17 protein-coding genes and 1 pseudogene are annotated in these 17538 nt (G+C 66.8%); 9 read left to right on the top strand and 9 right to left on the bottom strand.

Annotated features, from left to right (window positions below):
- Positions 1–231: 231 nt before the first annotated feature.
- From ACFYTQ_RS32440 to ACFYTQ_RS32425, 4 genes and pseudogenes are all read right to left on the bottom strand, one after another.
- A complete protein-coding gene (locus ACFYTQ_RS32440; RefSeq protein WP_255407288.1) occupies positions 232–357 on the bottom strand; it encodes a hypothetical protein in 126 nt (41 codons plus the stop codon).
- Positions 354–560: pseudogene (locus ACFYTQ_RS32435) on the bottom strand (IS701 family transposase); the annotation flags it as partial. The pseudogene ACFYTQ_RS32435 and the gene ACFYTQ_RS32440, both read right to left, overlap by 4 nt.
- Positions 561–685: 125 nt before the next feature.
- Positions 686–1534 carry a recombinase family protein gene (locus tag ACFYTQ_RS32430; protein WP_197521862.1) on the bottom strand — a complete coding sequence of 283 codons (849 nt, stop codon included), beginning with the start codon at positions 1532–1534 and terminating at the stop codon, positions 686–688.
- Positions 1535–1779: 245 nt separating this feature from the next.
- Positions 1780–2439: a phosphatase PAP2 family protein gene (locus ACFYTQ_RS32425; RefSeq protein ID WP_197521861.1), complete on the bottom strand. Its 660-nt coding sequence runs from the start codon at positions 2437–2439 to the stop codon at positions 1780–1782.
- A 148-nt stretch (positions 2440–2587) separates the two neighbouring features.
- Here ACFYTQ_RS32425 and ACFYTQ_RS32420 point away from each other — a divergent pair, with 148 nt between their 5' ends.
- Positions 2588–4051, top strand: coding sequence for a multicopper oxidase family protein (locus ACFYTQ_RS32420; protein ID WP_064909780.1), 1464 nt, complete (start codon positions 2588–2590; stop codon positions 4049–4051).
- Positions 4052–4188: 137 nt separating this feature from the next.
- On the opposite strand, the gene ACFYTQ_RS32415 is transcribed toward ACFYTQ_RS32420, so the two are convergent.
- Together ACFYTQ_RS32415 and ACFYTQ_RS32410 are read right to left on the bottom strand one after the other, a co-directional pair.
- A complete protein-coding gene (locus ACFYTQ_RS32415) occupies positions 4189–4656 on the bottom strand; it encodes a DoxX family protein (RefSeq protein ID WP_064909829.1) in 468 nt (155 codons plus the stop codon).
- Positions 4657–4770: 114 nt separating this feature from the next.
- Positions 4771–4953, bottom strand: a complete 183-nt coding sequence (locus ACFYTQ_RS32410; protein ID WP_064909778.1) for a hypothetical protein — start codon at positions 4951–4953, stop codon at positions 4771–4773.
- Between the two features lie 294 nt (positions 4954–5247).
- Between ACFYTQ_RS32410 and ACFYTQ_RS32405 the strand changes: the two genes are divergently transcribed.
- The 4 genes from ACFYTQ_RS32405 (at position 5248) to ACFYTQ_RS32390 (ending at position 9008) form a co-directional block, all read left to right on the top strand.
- Positions 5248–5940, top strand: a complete 693-nt coding sequence (locus ACFYTQ_RS32405) for a phosphate ABC transporter ATP-binding protein (protein ID WP_094028087.1) — start codon at positions 5248–5250, stop codon at positions 5938–5940.
- On the top strand, positions 5937–6752 hold the full coding sequence (locus ACFYTQ_RS32400; protein WP_064909776.1) for an ABC transporter permease: 816 nt from the start codon (positions 5937–5939) through the stop codon (positions 6750–6752). The genes ACFYTQ_RS32405 and ACFYTQ_RS32400 overlap by 4 nt, the downstream gene beginning before the upstream one ends.
- 133 nt (positions 6753–6885) lie before the next feature.
- Positions 6886–8151, top strand: a complete 1266-nt coding sequence (locus ACFYTQ_RS32395; protein WP_064909774.1) for an APC family permease — start codon at positions 6886–6888, stop codon at positions 8149–8151.
- A gap of 536 nt (positions 8152–8687) precedes the next feature.
- A complete protein-coding gene (locus ACFYTQ_RS32390; protein WP_064909825.1) occupies positions 8688–9008 on the top strand; it encodes a PadR family transcriptional regulator in 321 nt (106 codons plus the stop codon).
- 13 nt (positions 9009–9021) lie between these two features.
- On the opposite strand, the gene ACFYTQ_RS32385 is transcribed toward ACFYTQ_RS32390, so the two are convergent.
- Positions 9022–10329: a transposase gene (locus tag ACFYTQ_RS32385; protein WP_290047495.1), complete on the bottom strand. Its 1308-nt coding sequence runs from the start codon at positions 10327–10329 to the stop codon at positions 9022–9024.
- A gap of 92 nt (positions 10330–10421) precedes the next feature.
- Positions 10422–11108, bottom strand: coding sequence for a hypothetical protein (locus ACFYTQ_RS32380; RefSeq protein WP_197521859.1), 687 nt, complete (start codon positions 11106–11108; stop codon positions 10422–10424).
- A 198-nt stretch (positions 11109–11306) separates the two neighbouring features.
- On the opposite strand from ACFYTQ_RS32380, the gene ACFYTQ_RS32375 reads away from it, so the two are divergent.
- On the top strand, positions 11307–12887 hold the full coding sequence (locus ACFYTQ_RS32375; protein WP_387369207.1) for an IS1634 family transposase: 1581 nt from the start codon (positions 11307–11309) through the stop codon (positions 12885–12887).
- A 294-nt stretch (positions 12888–13181) separates the two neighbouring features.
- Here the strand turns inward: ACFYTQ_RS32375 and ACFYTQ_RS32370 are convergent, their stop codons facing one another.
- A complete protein-coding gene (locus tag ACFYTQ_RS32370; RefSeq protein ID WP_064909770.1) occupies positions 13182–13874 on the bottom strand; it encodes a TetR/AcrR family transcriptional regulator in 693 nt (230 codons plus the stop codon).
- 99 nt (positions 13875–13973) lie between these two features.
- Here ACFYTQ_RS32370 and ACFYTQ_RS32365 point away from each other — a divergent pair, with 99 nt between their 5' ends.
- From ACFYTQ_RS32365 to ACFYTQ_RS32355, 3 genes are all read left to right on the top strand, one after another.
- Positions 13974–15518: an MFS transporter gene (locus ACFYTQ_RS32365; RefSeq protein WP_064909769.1), complete on the top strand. Its 1545-nt coding sequence runs from the start codon at positions 13974–13976 to the stop codon at positions 15516–15518.
- Positions 15515–16084 carry a universal stress protein gene (locus ACFYTQ_RS32360; RefSeq protein WP_082976708.1) on the top strand — a complete coding sequence of 190 codons (570 nt, stop codon included), beginning with the start codon at positions 15515–15517 and terminating at the stop codon, positions 16082–16084. Before ACFYTQ_RS32365 ends, ACFYTQ_RS32360 begins: the two co-directional genes overlap by 4 nt.
- Positions 16085–16512: 428 nt before the next feature.
- Positions 16513–17091, top strand: coding sequence for a hypothetical protein (locus tag ACFYTQ_RS32355; RefSeq protein ID WP_064909768.1), 579 nt, complete (start codon positions 16513–16515; stop codon positions 17089–17091).
- Positions 17092–17538 lie beyond the last annotated feature (447 nt).

Raw genomic sequence — 17538 nt, 5'->3', positions numbered from 1 at the left:
ACCGGAGCAGTCGCTCCGTCCGCGCGGTCGAATCGAAGGATTCGACCGCCTCGAAATCAGCAGAGCAGCCGACTGCGAGAGTCGTGATCGGGTACACGACCATGACCACCTCCGTGCATGCTACTCCAAGTACTAGGTACTTGAGGTACGAGTATGTGGTGGCCGTCACTCCCTGTCAACTGCCAGTTCGAGCACTGCAACAGGTTCTAGTACTGCAACGGCACTCGCGGATCAGTCGAGTGGGTGGCCGCGTCGTCGCCAGTGGGACCAGGTCCAGATGTGATCGGCGCCGTGAGAGGTGGTGAGGACGAGTGCGACGAGCAGGCGGCGGATCTCGGGTAGTGTCAGTGCGATCATGTCTGCGGCCTGTTCTCCGGGTCCCCCTTTGCGGCAATGGTTTTCGAGGCGGCGAGGTAGGCCAGTGCGAGCATCGGCAAGGTGATGTGGGCGTACCAGGCCCGATAGTCGCGGACCTGGTAGTGGTCGAGCCCGGCCTCGTTCTTGGCCTGCTGGAACGCTTCCTCTACATGCCAGCGGGATCCGGCGGTCCAGGCCAGGTCGACCGGCCGGGACGAGGCGGGTCCGTATCAGACGTAGTAGGCCCCGGAATCCTAAAGCTGTCAGGAAGTGCAAAGTAGGACAAGGTTGCTGGTGTCCCGTGCTGGTCCGGGCTCGTTTGGGGTTGTCAGGACGCGGCGTCGTGGTCGTGCAACATGCGCATGACGGTGGCGGGTGAGGGCTGGCGGCCCTTCTTCGTTCCGGTGGTGATGACCAGGCGGGCGGCGATGTCGCGCAGGCTGAGTTGCTGGTCGCGAAGGTGCAGGGCCATGGCGAGCATGTCGGGGTCGGTGACGTGCGCGCCGCCGATGGTTTTGCCGCGTTTGCGGGCGGATTCGTGGCCTTCGAGGGTGCGGTCACGAATGTATTCGCGTTCCATGCCCGATAACGCGGCCAGCACTGTGAACACGACGCCGGCCGGGTCGTGGCTGCCTTGTAGTTCGCCGGTCAGGAATTCCAGGCCGATATCGGCGGATTTCAGGTTGTCGGCGAGGGCAGCCAGGTCGATGCCGCGGCCGAGCCGTTTGTGTTCGTGCACAACGAGAGTGACCGCGACGCCGCTGGCCCGCAGTTCTCGGCACAGCGTGACGGCGGCGTCGAGTTCGGGTCGGTGGGTGGCGCGGGTGGAGATCTTCTCGGAGAAGACCCGGCTCACGTTCGCGGCGGTGAGCGCGTCGAGTTGGGTGTCGAGAGATTGGCGCAGTGTGGAGGCGCGGGCGTAGCCGATGCGGGCGTGCCCGGCCGGTGCGCTGAGGGCGGCGGGGCGGGGCAGTTCGATCCATGCGCGGCCGGGGTTGCGGATCGCGGGGGTCGTCACGGACAGTGCCTTGGCCAGCGCGGGCACCAGCCGGAAGCGGACGGTGTGGTATTGGGTGGCGACCTTTCCCGTGCCGGTGCGGCACGGTGAGCCCGCTGGGGCCGCGCAGGCCGACATCGGGCACGGATGGACTTCGACTCGCTGATAGTCCTCGCTCACAGGCTCGAGTGTTTCATGAGTGCGTTTCAACTGCGGGTTCTTTTGCAACAACCCATGAAACGGAATTCGGGCTGGTCGAGGTCCGATGATCGTCGTGTTTCATAGGCGACCACCTATGAAACGAACTACGTCCCTTCGATACTGCTGATGTCCACAGGCGGATGGCACCGCCGCGGGGCAACCCTGTCTGCAACGAGCGAGCGCGGTTGGGTGCGCACTCTCGTCGCTGCACGCGGTCGCTGGGCCTAGCCTAGGGTGATTCGCGCCGCCGACTGCACGGTGCTGGTGACCAGGGGTGCCAGCGGCCCGGTGCGCAGCCGGGTGACAGCGGCTGCGGCGGGCTGCAGCAGGGCGCGGCGGACGAGGTAGGCGATCGGCAGGGCGAGGACGGCGGAAGCCGCGACATCGTGGGGGTAGTGGCCGCCGACGTAGACGCGGGTGGCTGCCTCGAACAGGGCGAACACAGCGGCGATGGCGGCCAGGCGGCGGTTGGTGAGGTAGAGAGCGGCGACGGTGGCGGCGGCGACGGTGGCGTGGCCGCTGGGGAAGGCATAGTCGGTGCCCGGTGGGCATGCTTCGAGGATGTAGGCGTGCGGCAGCGCGTGGCAGGGGCGGGGTTCGGCCGCGATCTGCTTGACGATCTCGGCGAGGGCGAAGGCGGCCACGACCGCGACGGGGGCGAGCAGCGCGGCGGCCATGGCCGTGGTGTTCTCGCGTCTGGCGCGCCACCAGGCGGCGAGCATGAGCACGGCGAACACGATCAGCCCGGCGTCGGTGAACCACAGGATGGGGGTATTGAGCCAGCGAGTGTGTTGAGCGAATTCGGTGACCTCGACCAACAGTGACCCGTCGATACGAGCTCCGTCGAACGCGGACACGGTGGCGGGCAGCGAGGTCGGTGACACGCAGGTGATCTTTACGTGACGGCACTGAGAACACGCTGAGAACCGAGACCGACTCCATCCAGCGGGGGTGGGAGATCGATCGTCATCCGTTATCGTTTCTCGACATCGAGTTCCGATATCGGCAAAGGGCGGTCGAAGCGTGGGGCAGATGAGTCGGCGAGATGTGCTGAAGCTGGGTGGAGCAGCGGTTGTAGCGGGTGGGGCGGCGGCGGGCTGTGGCCGGTCGCCGTCGGCCACGACAGCGGATTACACGCTGCGGATCGCGGCAGGGTCGGTGGAGGTGGCGCCGGGTAAAACGGTGTCGACGACGCTGTACAACGGGCAGTTCCCGGGCCCGCTGCTGCGTCTCACCGAGGGCACACCGATGGTGGTGGACGTCTACAACGACACCGCCACCCCCGAGCAGGTGCATTGGCACGGTCAAGCGGTGCCGGCCGAGGTCGACGGCGCTGCCGAGGAAGGAACCCCGTTCGTGCCCGCGCACGGGATGCGCCAGCTCTCGTGCACCCCGGGCCCGGCGGGCTACCGGTTCTACCACACTCACCTGGCCGCGGGATCGGATCTGACCATCGGCCAGTACAACGGCCTGGTCGGGCCGGTATACATCGAGCCGGCATCCCATCCCGGCGCCTATGACCAGGAGGTGTTCCTGACTTTGAAGGAGTTCGAGCCGTCGCTGAGCCAGGGCGGGGACATGGCCGCGGACTTCCTGGCCGGTGAACCGGTGCCGCAGCTGCGGGACCGGGGAGAGGCGGCGATGGCGGCGTCGCTGGCCTCGGGTGCGCCGCACGGTTACGAGGTGGGGTATGCGACGTTCACGATCAACGGGCGCATGCTCGGCCACGGCGACCCGATCAAGGTCAAACAGGGGCAGCGGGTGTTGTTGCATGTGCTCAACGGCAGTGCGACCGAGAACCGCAGCCTGGCTCTGCCCGGGCACACCTTCACCGTGATCGCGCTGGACGGCAACCCGGTCCCGAACCCGGTGGCGGTGCCGGTGTTGTGGCTGGGCACCGCCGAACGGGTCTCGGCGATCGTGGAGATGACCAACCCGGGCGTGTGGGTGCTCGGTGATCTGTCCGACGACGACCGCGGCAACGGTATGGGCATCGTGGTCGAATACGCCGGCGCCACCGGCGATCCGGTGTGGACGGCCCCGCCGGCGTTCCGGTGGGATTACCGACTGTTCGCCGACCCGCGCGCGCACGCTCCGGCGGCGCCGGATCAGGTGTTCGACATGCTGATCGAGAAACGCAACGCCGCCGACGGCGGATTCAACGTGTGGACGATCAACGGGCAGCGGTTCACGATGAGCGAGTCCTCGATGCAGGCGCAGCCGATGTGGCAGCTCGAGCGCGGCAAACGGTATCGGCTGCATCTGCGCAACGCCACCGACGACATCCATCCGATGCATCTGCACCGGCACACCTTCGAACTCACCCATGTCGCGGGTACCGCGACCGCCGGGCTGCGCAAGGACGTGGCGATGCTGGGCGGCTATCAGCAGATGGACATCGACTTCGTCGCCGACCAGCCCGGATTGTCGTTGTTGCACTGCCACATGCAACTGCACATGGACTATGGGTTCATGGGATTGTTCGACTGCCACTGACCCGACCCACCGATACTCATCGGTCCGGGTCGGCCGGGCGGGCGTCCGCCCCGGGTCGTGCGAGCGGGCGGACGATCATGATCGGCGCGACGAGGCCCAGCAGGGGCACGACCCCGACGGCACGCTCCCGGCCGCGCTCACACGGCAACCTCCTCCCTCCGGCCTCCCGATGCGCCGACCCGGCGGGTCAGCGCGTGATCCAGAGACCATCTCCCGGGCCCGACCCACAGCAGGAAGATCAGTCCCAGCAGCATCGACCAGTCCGCGCGCGCGTCGTGGGCCATGCCCCAAAACCCGTGCACTCCGAGGAAACCGCCCGGCTGCAGTTCACGGATCTTGGTCAACCCGATAGCACCGCAGATGTCGATCAGCAGCGGGACCGCGGCGAGGCGGGTCAGCAGACCCACGATGAGCAAACTGCCGCAGCCGATTTCGACGACTCCGTCGAGATCGGCGAAGAACGTCGCGGCCGGAATGCCGATCTTGGTGAACCGTCCGGGCCCGAGCTGATGCGGGTACACGAACTTCTGGATGCCCTCGCTGAGGAACACCACCCCGACCAGCAGCCGCACACAGATCACCGCCGCCGGTCCGTCCGCGCCCAGCAGCCGCACCCACCACGACCGATCGACCATCATCAATCGCCTCCCGATATCGCTTACCGATATATATCCTGAGCGTACCCATTCCATGCGGCGGGATCGAGGGGGCGCGCGGGTCTATCCGGTATGGCTGTAGCGTTCTCCGGCGCCGCCTCCGAGTGCGAGTACGGTGATGAAGCCGCCGATCAGGAGCACGCACAGCGCGGCGACGAGCCGGCGCAGCATCTGCACGGCCGGCGGTGCGCCGCGAGTGGTGGCGGCCCACAACAGCAGGTAGGCGATCTCCGCGCCGAAACACACGTTGCCCGTGTTGGGCAGGTGGATCGTCAGCAGAAGTGTCCATCTCCATCAGCCCTCTCACCGGCCGAGACAATGCATCGGCCATCGATATCGCCTGCCGATACAGTCGGTGATGGTAGTGCCCTCGCACAGCGAAATCGGGTACTCGTTTCCTGTCGATGTACTGAGAGTTCCGGGCCGTGGAGATCGACGCACGCGCGGTTCCCGCTGCGCGGATGCGACCGTGCACTGCCAGGTACTACGGTTGGTTGATATATCGGTATCCGATATCGGCTGCCGTAGCCCGAGGTTCGGATGGAGGTGGTGCGGGTGGCGGAGGCGTTGTTCGCGTTCGAGGAAGTCGTGGTCGAGCGCGAGGGAGTGCGTGCCCTCGACGGGTTCGCTGCGGTGATCCCGGAAGGCGGGGTCACGGCGGTGTTCGGGCCGTCGGGGTCGGGCAAGTCGACGATGCTGCGCCTGTGTAATCGGCTCGAGGTGCCCACGGCGGGACGGGTGCTGTTTCGCGGCGAGAACCTGGCCGGGCTGGATCCGTTGCGGCTGCGACGTCGGGTGGGCATGTGTTTTCAGCGGCCGACGCCGTTTCCCGGCACGGTGGCCGAGAATCTTCGGGTCGCCGATCCGCACGCGAGCGAGGCGCGGATGGAGCAGGTGCTGGCGCGGGTGGCGTTGACCGGATCCTGGCTCGACCGCGACGCGACCGCGCTCTCGGGCGGGGAGGCGCAGCGAATGTGCTTGGCCCGCACGCTGATCACGGACCCGCAGGTACTGCTGCTCGACGAGCCCACCTCGTCCGAGGATGCGGCGGCGGCGCGGGTGATCGAGCAGGCGGTGCGCGAGCTGGCCGACGCCGGGATGAGCGTCCTGTGGGTCAGTCACGACCCGGCACAGGTACGGCGCATCGCCGACCGGGTCCTGCGCATCGACCACGGCCACAGCCGGGGCATCGAACCGTCACTGGGACCCGACATCGAGGAGGCCGCACAATGAACGGAGCGGTCGGGTGGGGTGGACTGGCGACCTCTCTGGCGCTGGTGGTGGTCGCCGCCGGAATCTCGCTGTGGCAGCGACTGGGCCTGGAACGGCAGATTCTGTGGTCGGCGGCCCGCGCACTGGTACAACTGCTGCTGGTCGGCGCGGCGCTGGCGCTGCTGCTGGAACCGGGCCGGTCGCTGTGGTGGTCGTGGGCGTGGACTGCCGCCATGATCGCCTACTCCGGTGATGTCGCCCGCCGCCGCGCTCCGGAAGTGCCACGGCTCGCGACGCTGGCGATCACCGCGTTCGCCGCGGCCGCGGTCATCACGCTCGGGGTGATCTTCGGATTGCGGGTGTTCCCGCTGCAGGGCCGCACCCTGGTCCCGATCGCAGGCATGATGATCGGCAATTCGATGACCGCCACCGTCCTGGTCGCGCGACGCCTGGTCGACGAACTGCGCGACAAACGCGACGAGGTCGAGGCCCGTCTCGCCCTCGGCCAGCCTTCCCGCCAGGCCGCCACCCCGTATGTGCGCACCGCGCTGCGCTCGGCCCTGTCCCCGCAGATCGAGACCACCAAGGCGACCGGGCTGGTATTCCTGCCCGGGGCGATGACAGGCCTCATCCTCGCCGGCGTCCCGCCCGTGCAAGCGGTTCTCGTGCAAGCGGTGGTGATGTTTCTGATCCTGGGCGCGGTCGCGGCCACCACCGTCGTCATCGCCCTGGGACTGGTGCACCGGCTCTTCACCCCCGACCACCGGCTGTTGCCCCTGGCCCGCCGCCCCGACACCATCTCACCGGGCAAACCCGGCGCCCGCACCCACTGACCCCAGCTCTGGCCGGGCGGCGCGGATCGACGAGCCGGTGAACAGTACGTGCCCTGCGCAGTATCGCCCGCCGATATCGGATATCGTCACAGCCGTCCCTTCCATACGATTCCGGGGAGAGAGTGTGTCCACCATGCCGACGTCGAATCAGGCCGATACCCAGCTACAGCGTCGGCTCGGGGTCGGCGACGCGGTCGTGATCGGGCTCGGCTCGATGATCGGTGCGGGCATCTTCGCCGCGCTGGCGCCGGCGGCCGCCGCGGCCGGGTCGGGACTGCTGCTCGGACTGGCGATCGCGGCCATGGTCGCCTACTGCAACGCCACCGCGTCGGCGCGACTGGCGGCCCGCTACCCAGCATCGGGCGGCACCTATGTCTACGGCCGCGAACGCCTCGGTGAGTTCTGGGGTTATCTGGCCGGATGGGGATTCGTGGTCGGCAAGACCGCCTCCTGCGCGGCCATGGCGCTGACCGTCGGCGCGTATGCCTGGCCGGGACAGGCCCATGCGGTCGCGGTCGCCGCGGTGGTGGCGCTGACCGTGGTCAACTACCGTGGCGTGCAGAAATCGGCGCTGCTGACCCGGGTCATCGTCGCGGTCGTGCTGGCCGTGCTGGCCGCCGTCGTGGTCGCCGCGCTCACCTCCTCCGCCGCCGCGCCCGGGCATCTGGCGATCGGTTCGGATGCCTCGGTGCGCGGTGTCTTGCAGGCGGCCGGACTGTTGTTCTTCGCCTTCGCCGGGTACGCGCGCATCGCGACCCTGGGGGAGGAAGTCCGGGATCCGGCCCGCACCATCCCCCGCGCGATTCCGCTCGCCCTGGGCATCACGCTGGTCGTGTACGCCCTGGTCGCCATCGCCACGCTGGCCGTGCTCGGCCCGCATGGATTGGGCACCGCCGCAGCACCTTTGGCCGACACCGCGCGCGCGGCCGGTGCGCCCGCCCTGGTGCCGGTCGTGCGGGTCGGCGCGGCGGTCGCGGCACTCGGATCACTGCTGGCACTGATCCTCGGCGTCTCGCGCACGACCTTCGCCATGGCCCGTGACCGGCATCTGCCGCCTCAACTGGCAGCGGTGCATCCGCGCTTCGATGTGCCCCATCACGCGGAGATCGCTGTCGGTGTCGTCGTGATCGTCCTGGTCGCCACCCTCGATGTGCGGGGCGCGATCGGCTTCTCCTCCTTCGGCGTGCTGGTCTACTACGCCATCGCCAACGCCGCCGCCTGGACTCTGACTTCCGAAGAAGGACGGCCCCCGCGTATCCTGCCCGTCCTGGGCAGCCTCGGATGTGTCGTGCTGGCCTTTGCCCTGCCGCTCACCTCGGTGCTCTCCGGTGCAGCCGTGCTCGCCCTGGGCGCTATCGCCTACGGTGTGCGACACCGCCTGACTCGCGCCCGCTGCTGACCCGTCCCACCCACCAGCAGCCACCCGACACCGCGCCTGGGGTAGCAGGCCCACTGTCGGAGAGGACCGGTCCGATACCACCCCCGCTCACCCCACCGGCTGACGGCCGCGCAGGATCTCGAGGACCCTGCGCTCGGTCAACGCGATCAGATGCGCATCCACGCGAGCGGTCGCGTTCAAGCTGCCATGCACCTGATGTACCAGGCCCGCGAGATCCGGGCCGGGCTGGCCTCGGGAACACGCGCGCCCAATCGGTTGATAAGGATGCGCAAAGCCTGCTCGAGCTCACGCAACGGCGCGTCGCTTCCCTCGGCCACAACAGCCTCGCAGATCTATCGTCCTCCGACATCGCCAGACGATATCGCCAGGCGCTGCCAGGCACTCGATGTAATCGGGAACCAATACACGAACCGCCGATGAACGATTCCGCGTCCCCGGCACGATTCGGGGGCCGGCAACCTCACGCGATCCCCGAGAAGAACGTCGGTCTAGCTGGCTTTTCTTGTAATACGATATCGTGTGTCGATATGGATCTGGTGCGGGAGTTGCTGCGCGGCGCGGTACCGGTGCACGTGCTGCACCACGCCGCCGAACAAGAGGTCTACGGGGCGTGGATGGCCGAAGAACTGGCCCACCACGGCTACCCCATCTCACCGGGCACCCTCTACCCGCTGCTGCACCGGCTCGAGAACGCCGGACTGCTCACCTCGACCGAGCACGTCGTCGACGGCCGCGTCCGCCGCGTCTACACCGCCACTGCGGCCGGACTCGGCGAGCTGACCCGCCTGCGCGCAGTCGTCGCCGAACTCTCCGGCGAAGTCCTGCGCCCCGCACCGGCAACCGGCCCGCACACCTGAGCCGAGTGGTCCATCATCCGGCTACACGCTCACGGGACAGGTCCAGGCGGGTGTTCATGTCGAGCCGGAACCGGCCGTAGGGGTTGATGTTGGACCAGAACAGCGGCGAGAGCGCCCGCCGCTCGGTGTCGCCGACCAGATCGTGGAACTCCGGATCCTCCAATACCGCTTGTAGCAGCAAGGTATTGACGTGCACCAGCGCCGATTGCAGTAGGTGCAACGCGAGCATCGACACCTCGGCGTGCTCGCGGTCGGCACCGGTGAGCTGGGAGTCCTTGCCGTAGAAGACAACTGCGTTGGCGGAGTTCCAGTTCTCCACCACCTGCAACCCGGAGTTGATCTCTCTCCTGAGTTCTTCTGATGCCAAATACTCGCAGGCGAAGATTGTGCGCACCGCTCTGCCCAGTTCCTCGAGGGCCTGGTAGGTGGGGTGTTTCGGGCCTCCGCGGGTGAACCGCCGCAGGATCGACTCACTCTCGGCGGTCCCGAGCCGTAGGGCGGTGGCGTATTTGACCATCTGGTCGTACTGCTGGGCGATGAGATCCCACCGGATCGGTCGGGTCAGCACCGGTCCCAGCTCACCGTAGACGCCCGCGTCGTCGGGCCGGTACAACCGGATCGACCCGATGTTCTTCATCCTGGGCAGCAGCTTGAATCCCAGCAGTTCGGTGAACGCGAACCCCACGACCGACGCACCGTGCGTGTCGACGTAGTTCGCGGCGATCTCCGCGTCGGTGCAGTGCCGCAGCAATCCCTCGATCATCGCCGCCACCTCCGAGCTCGAACAGGACTTGAGCTGGGAGTAGATGCACACGTTGCGGCGCTCGACGTGCCAGTAGATCATCACCCCGTACCCGCCGTACCGCTGGTGATACTGGGTCATGAAGTTCGACTCCCACGACCCGAACTTCTTCGAATCACTCGCGCACGAAGTGCCCGAACCCCACCAGTTCGGATCCCGCGCCGCGAAGGTCGCGTTCACCAGCTTCGTCGTCGCGCGCCGCAGGTTGTCACGGGTGATGAAGTGCCTGCGCACATGCCGCAACGCCGCCTCGGACTCCTCCTGCTCACCGGTGTTCACGATCGCCCGGATCCCCATGTTCGTCCCCAGCGCGAACAGATCCAGCAGCAGCCGTTTACGCAGGGTGTCGCGGTCGATGACCTCCCGTGACGCCACCGAGGTGAACTCGGCGGTGAAGTCGGTCAGGAAATCGGCGTCCTTGAGCACATCCAGCAGGTCCAGGGTGCCCCAGCGACGAGCGACCTCGGCCTTGATCTTCTCCAGGTTCTCCGGCTCCGGCTGCTTTTCCAGCTTCGGCACGCTGATCCACTGCTCACCACGGCGCCGCGTCAACCGAACCCCACCCGTGGTTCCCTCAGTCAGGCCCCGATCGAGCCTGTTGAGGGCCTTGCTCATCCGCTCTGCAGTCCGGCGATGAACTGCGTCGGATCCAGGGGCTGACGGATCGCGGCGTAATGCACCTCGCGAGCGGTGTCGAAATCGCCGGGCAGATCGTCTTCGGGATTGCGCCACCGGTTACCGCCGTCGACGTAGATCTCCCGGCGGCGAATCGCATCCCGCAACGCGACCAGCACACACAACTCGTACGCGATGCGCTCGATACGGCCCTTCTCATCGACCACCGCCTCCCGCCACGCCTTGGGCACAATACCATCGAGCGGGGCCAGAGCGTGGCTGTCATAGAAGCGGACCTTGCCGTCGATGCCGGCGTACCGCTGCAATAACTCCACCGCCACCATAACCGGCCGGTACGCGGTGTTGTTGCACCGAAATTCCAACGCCGCCAACAATGCCGGCAGCATTCGCCGATAATGGTTCGAGTACGAGCTACGCAACACCGTGCGCACCCGAGCCGCGAACGCCTGATCGTTGGCCTTCGCCTCTTTCACCAGCTCCCGCAGCGTCTTCTCCCCGACCACCGGATACACCACGTCACGCACGATGCCGTCCGGATGATCGACGGCGGCCTCGGCCAGCCGGAACAGCCCGGGTTCCGCAGAATTCAGGGGTTCTGGAAGGATTTCGGGTGTGAATCCGCAGGTCGCGGGTCTGGGGCTGGGGTTTCGGGCTGAAATCACCTAGAGACGCGATTTTCTGATTTCAGCCCGATATCCTGGTGGTTCGTCGTATGGTCTGGAGTCGTGTACGTGAAGACGACCAAGCGGGACAACAAGTCCGGCACGGTCAGGTATCTGCATCTGGCCCACAGCGAGTGGGACCCGATCAAGGGCCGGGCGACACCGAGAGTGCTGTTCACCTTCGGTCGCGAGGACGAGTTGGACCGGGACGCGATAAAACGGCTGGTCGCGTCGCTGTCGCGGCTGCTCGATCCCGCCGATGCTCTGGCCGCGGGCGCGGCTGGAGAAGGGTTGGCGTTCGTGTCCTCCAGGCCGTTCGGTGGGGCGTACGCGCTCGATCATCTATGGCGGTGGCTGGGCATAGATGCCATCATCGCGGGCCTGGGCCAGCCCAAACGTGGCCGCCGCCGTGATGTTTCGGCGATCGAGCGGGTCCTGTTCGCCCTGGTCGCCAACCGGGCGCTGTCACCGTCGTCGAAACTGGCTGCCGCGGAATGGATCAGCGCCGACGTGCACATCGATGCGCTGGGCGAGGTTACCGATGACGCCTACTATCGGGCGATGGACTGGCTCCATGATGTGAAAGACGACCTCGAACACCAGGTGTTCGACCGGATCGCGACGCTGCTCAATCTCGAGGTGGATCTGCTGTTCTTCGACACCACCTCAACGTATTTCGAGACCGAAGACGCCGACGATCCGATCGTGCGTGACGGCAAGGGCAACCCGGTTACCGGCCCCGGCACCGACGAGGCCGGCAGTGACGCCGTCGGGTTCCGGACCTGGGGCAAGTCGAAGGATTCACGAGATGACTTGCCGCAGATCGTGATCGGGATGGCGGTCACCCGCGACGGGATCCCGGTGCGCTGCTGGTGCTGGCCGGGCAATGCCTCGGATCAGACACTGATCCGGCAGGTGAAAGACGATATGCGGGACTGGACACTGTCGAAGATCATCTGGGTCACCGACCGGGGGTTCTCGTCCGCGGAAAACCGCCGTTACCTGCGCCGGGGCGACCACCACTACATCATCGGGGAGAAACTGCGGTCCGGATCGGTGGAGGTGAAAGCCGCGATGTCGCGACAAGGCCGCTACCTCGACGTCGCGGAGAACATGCGCGTGAAGGAAGTCCGGGTCAGCGAACAAGAGCGGTTCGTGATCTGCTTCAACCCCGACGCGGCCGAACGCGACGCCGCCACCCGCGAACAGCTCGTGGCCGCGCTGCGCGAAATGATCGACGGCTCCGACGCTTTGAGCGATTTCAAGCGCGGTGAGCTGCGCGGCAAGATCGCCGGCAAGCCCGGGCTGAACCGGTTCCTGCGTGTCACCGCCGGAGGGAAACTGCGCGTCGATGCCGCGAAAATCAAGGCCGAAGCCAACTTCGACGGAAAATACCTGCTCCGCAGCTCGGATCCCAACCTGTCCAGCGAGGACATCGCCATCGGCTACAAGCAACTCCTCGAGGTCGAACGCGGCTGGCGCGACATGAAGAGCGTGCTGGATCTGCGGCCGGTCTATCACCGCCTCGAGGAACGCATCCGCGCCCACATGCTGCTGTGCTGGCTGGCGTTGCTACTGGCCCGCATCGCCGAAACCCGCACCGGCACCACCTGGCCCACGATCCGCCGGGAACTCGACCGCCTCCATATCGGCACCTTCACCGGCCCCGCTGGCACGTTCCGCCGCCTCACCGAGCTGACCAAGCCCCAACGCGACCTCCTCACCCGACTCGGCGCCGCCACACCCAAGCAGATCATCGAACTCACCCCAACCCGCTGACCAGCACCGATACCCGCGCCTAGAGACACGCTCCCCGGGCGCAATCCCCATGTCACCCCAGTTCAGGCCCTAAAACGCGACTCCAGGCACTCCGAATTCTGCGGAACCCCGGTGATCCAGCGTGACTCCGTCATCGCGGTTGCGGGCAACCCGGACCACATCGTCGCGGAACTCCTTCGGATACGGCTTCGGCACAGTGACATCCTCTCAAGCCCGCCCCTCGGCAAGCCATCTCGGTTGTCACCTATCCGTGCAGCAGCCCCAAGCCAGGTCCGGTGTTGTCGGGCGGGTGGCTTACCGCTGGTGGCTGGGTCGGGGTGGGGTGTGGGCGGTGAGGAAGTCGTTGATGAGGTGGTGGCAGTAGGCGGGGGTGATGGGGTGAATGCCGGTGAGGCGGGTGAAGACCAGGGGGCCGACGAGTTGGGTGATGGCGTAGGTGGGGTCCAGCTCGCCGAGTTCGGCGCGGGCGGCGGGGCTGGTGAGCAGTTGGTCGAACGGCTGGCGGTAGCGGTCGATGACCTGGGCGCGTAGCGAGTGCAATTCTCCGTCACCGCGGCCTGGGTCGCCCGCATCGATGGGATCGATGGGAGCGACAGGATCGGTGGGTTCGGTGGGGCCCAGGCCGAGCCAGACCAGGGCGGTGAGGTGGATCGGGGTGTGGTCGATGAGGGTGGCTTGGCGGGTGAGCAGGTCGGTGAGTTGCTCGCGCAGGCTGCCGGTGCCGGTGGGCGGTTCGACCTGGGGCAGGAGGCGTTCGAACGCGGCGGCGAGCAGTCCGGCGCTGTTGCCGAAGTTGCGGTACAGGGTGGTCGCGGCGACTTTGGAGGCTTTGGTGACCGCGTCCACGGTGACCGCGTGGATTCCGCCGGTGGCCAGCAGCCGGGTCGCCGCGTCCAGGAGCCGTTCGCGGGAACGGGCCCGGCGCGGATCGACCCGCTGACCGGCCTCGTCGTCGCTGAGGGCGGGGGTGGAACTCACACACCTCATTGTGCCCGACCGGCAAACCCTGGTGTTCACGCCTCGGGCGGGGTTACGCTAACGACATCACCGAAACGATAATGTCGTTAGCGTTTCTTGGGAGGTTTGGTGGCTGTCCCGCAGACCGATTCGATACCCGTCCCCGCTCGCTTGTCGGGTGCGCAGCGGTGGACGCTGGTGGTGTCGTGTGTGTCGGTGGCGTTGGTGATCGCGTCGATGGCCGCCCTGTACGGGGCGCTGCCGCAGATCGCGGAGTCCACCGGCGCCACCCAAGCACAGCTGACGTGGGTGGTCGACGCCTACACGCTGGCACTGGCGTGCCTGGTGCTGTCCGGGGGCGCGGTCGGTGACCGCTACGGGCGCCGGATCGTGCTGGTGGCCGGGCTCGTCATCTTCGCCGCCGGGTCCGCCATCCCGCTGTTCGCCGACCGCCCGGCCTGGGTGATCGCTGCCCGCGCGGTCGCGGGGGTGGGCGCGGCACTGGTGATGCCCTCGACCCTGTCGATCCTGACCGCCGGATTTCCCGCCGACAAACAGGGCCGCGCGGTCGGAGTGTGGGCCGGAGTCGCCGGATCCGGCGGCGTGATCGGCCTGCTCGGATCCGGCCTGCTACTACAGGTGTTCTCGTGGCGGGCGGTGTTCGTCGCACTCACCGCCGCCGCCACCATCCTGGTCGTCGCCGCGCTCACCCTCACCGAATCCCGCGACCGGGACCGGCCACCGGTCGATGTCGCCGGAGCGATGTCCTCGGCTACGGCGGTCGGGGTGTTCGTCGTCGCTGTCACCGCAGCCCCCGAACACGGCTGGACCTCACCACTGGTGCTCACCACACTCGCCGTCGCGCTCGCCGCGACCGTGGTGTTCGTGCTCACCGAATCCCGCGTGCCCCACCCACTGCTACCGATCCGGCTGCTCGTCCGCCGTGGATTCGCCGCCGGAGCGGTGTCGCTGGCGTTGCAGTTCCTGGTCACCTTCGGCCTGTTCTACCTGATCGTGCAATATTTCCAGCTCATCCTCGACTACAGCCCTCTGCAATCGGCGCTCGCGCTGGCCCCCATGGCCGGGCCCCTGGTCGGCATCTCCCTCATCGCGCCCTGGCTGTGCGAACGAGCCGGACTCAAAATCATGACCGCCACCGGCATGAGCGTCATCGCCGCCGGACTGGTGTGGCTCTCACGCATCGACACCCACACCACCTACCTCTACCTCCTCGGCCCCGTGCTGATCATGAGCGCCGGACTCGGCCTGTGCGCGGCACCGGCCACCGCCGCCATCGTCGCCGACACACCCCGCGCCAAACACGGCATCGCCGCCGCGGTCAACGACGCCGCCCGCGAAATCGGTGCCGCGATCGGCATCGCCGTCGCCGGAAGCGTCCTGGCCGCCGGATACCACCACCGCATCCAACCCGCCCTCACACACCTGCCCCCACCAGCACGCGGACCCGTCTCCGACTCCCTGGCCGCCGCACTGGCCGTGGCCGACAAAGCCGGACCCGTCGCCCAGCCTCTCGCCGACTTCGCCCGCGACGCGTTCCTGTCCGGCACCCACCACGCCACCCTCGCCCTGGCCGGCATCGCCGCCGCCGGAGCCGCCCTCGCCCTCACCGCACCCGGCCCCTCCTACCAGCCCGACCCCGAGGACCAGCCATGACCACCCACCACCACACCCGAATCCCACGCTGGCTCCACACACTCACCGGCCACCGCCACCCACATCCCACACCCGAAAACCCCCCACACACCACACCCACCGCCCGCCCGATACGCACCATCATCGTCGACACCGACCCCGCAGACCGCGACTACCGAGCCGTCGACCACGCCGCCGACCTCGCCCACGCCAGCCGCGCCCGCCTCCTGATCACCTGCGTACACCACCCACTCGACCTGCACACCCTCACCGACGACCTCGACCGCCTTCGCCCCGACGACTACCAACTCCGCGGCACCACCCCCACCGACACCATCCTGCGCACCGCCACAGACCACGCCCGCGCCCACGGCGCACCCCACATCGAAACCCACCTCCTCCCCGAACCAGCCCAACACTCACTCCTACAACTAGCCACCACCCAACACGCCGACCTCATCGTCGTCACCCAACCCACACCACACACATGGGCCGACCGCGCCACCAGCCACATCCTCGACACCCCCGCCATCAAACTCGCCCGCCACACCCCCTGCGACATCCTCATCATCCCCACCACCCGATAACGCACCCGCAACATCCACCACGGCAAACAACGCCAAAAACTTGACGCAAGACAAAATATGGATCCCATACCAGCGGGATCTACCCGATTCACAGCTGGTAATCAGCTTCGATGACCAACCGTCCTACAGGAAATTGCAGGTCATCCCCGTTCCCATGTTCACAGTGCCCCGCCGACGATGCGATCCTGCGACAACGACGTCCGTTCCCGTCCGTCGATCCTGCCCCGCTTCATGAGCGTGGACGTCCGGAGGTGTCGCGGGTAGGGATGCCGCGCTGCCGGAGTTTCGCTTCGGCTCAGTATTGATTGAGTGCGAAAGGCACTCTCTCCCGGCGGCGATGATCTGCCGTAGCTGATCCATGGGCTCGGCGGCAATGGCCGCCACCAAATTCTGATGCCGATCACCGCCAGCTTCGGCACACTGAGTCAGTGGGATTTGCTGACGATCCGGAGGGATATAAGCGGGCACTCGAAGCCAAGCTGCGACCAGAGAACATCCGTTTCGCCTTGATGTTCGCCGGCCTGCTCCAGATGCTTCATGAGCGGCTGAAACTGGTTGTGCTCGACGAGGTTCGAGAATTCTACAGTGTGGGCTGCGATGACTCCGGCCGCAGCATCGTCAACGAGGACGCCTACCGCCGCAACGTGCTGGATCTAGCACCGAAGAACAAGTTTCGGGCCTCGCTGCTCTGGCTGGTCGAGTCCGAAGCCATCACCATGGCGCAGGCGGACCGGTTGGACGATATCTATACCCATCGGCACGCGGTCACCCACGAGCTCATCAAGTACATCGTCGATCCGGAGGAGCGGCTAGATACCGATCTGTTCGTCGAGGCAGTGGAGATCTTGAAGGCCATTAAGCGGTTTTGGGCAGGCATCATGGTGTACACGACGATGGACAACGCGGTGGAAGTCGATCTAGATCAGGTTGTTGCACTCGACATGATAGTGCTGCAGTGCTGTGTGGACGCGGTGATCGAGGGCACGCGGGAACACGCCAGCGAGTAACAGCGACGGAATCGGCCGGGCATGCCTGCGCACGGCCTTCGCAGGCGTATTTGGTGTCAGCGTAGGCGTGCCACATTCTCCTGCGTGCAACCTGAACCGAACTGCGGCACAGGCGGTTTGCGCCCTCCTGCAACCGTTGGCAGCACACCAGCCTGGATAGTGCGGGGTTTCTGGGCATCGGCTGGCCGCCGGTCTGCAATGCCCGACCGGCCCGGGACCGCGTTTGGCCGCAGTCGAACGACTGCTAATGGGTGGTTAGGTCGACGGCGAAGTGGGGACTGCCCCGTGTTTTCCGACTTGTGTCAGTGTCCAACCGAGACAGTAGAAGTGGATCGCCTCGCCGGTCTGGTCGGGGACAGGCCGCGTCGGCGCATCGGGACGTTGCGCCTGGGTATCGAATCACCTGCGGCGTCGACCATTTCGGGCGGTCGTCTCTGGAAAGCTGTC

Origin of the sequence: Nocardia sp. NPDC004068 (genome assembly GCF_042874315.1) — a bacterium.
GTDB lineage: Bacteria > Actinomycetota > Actinomycetes > Mycobacteriales > Mycobacteriaceae > Nocardia.
Note: the sequence above shows the minus strand (reverse complement) of the source record. Positions and strands in the feature narration are given on the sequence as shown.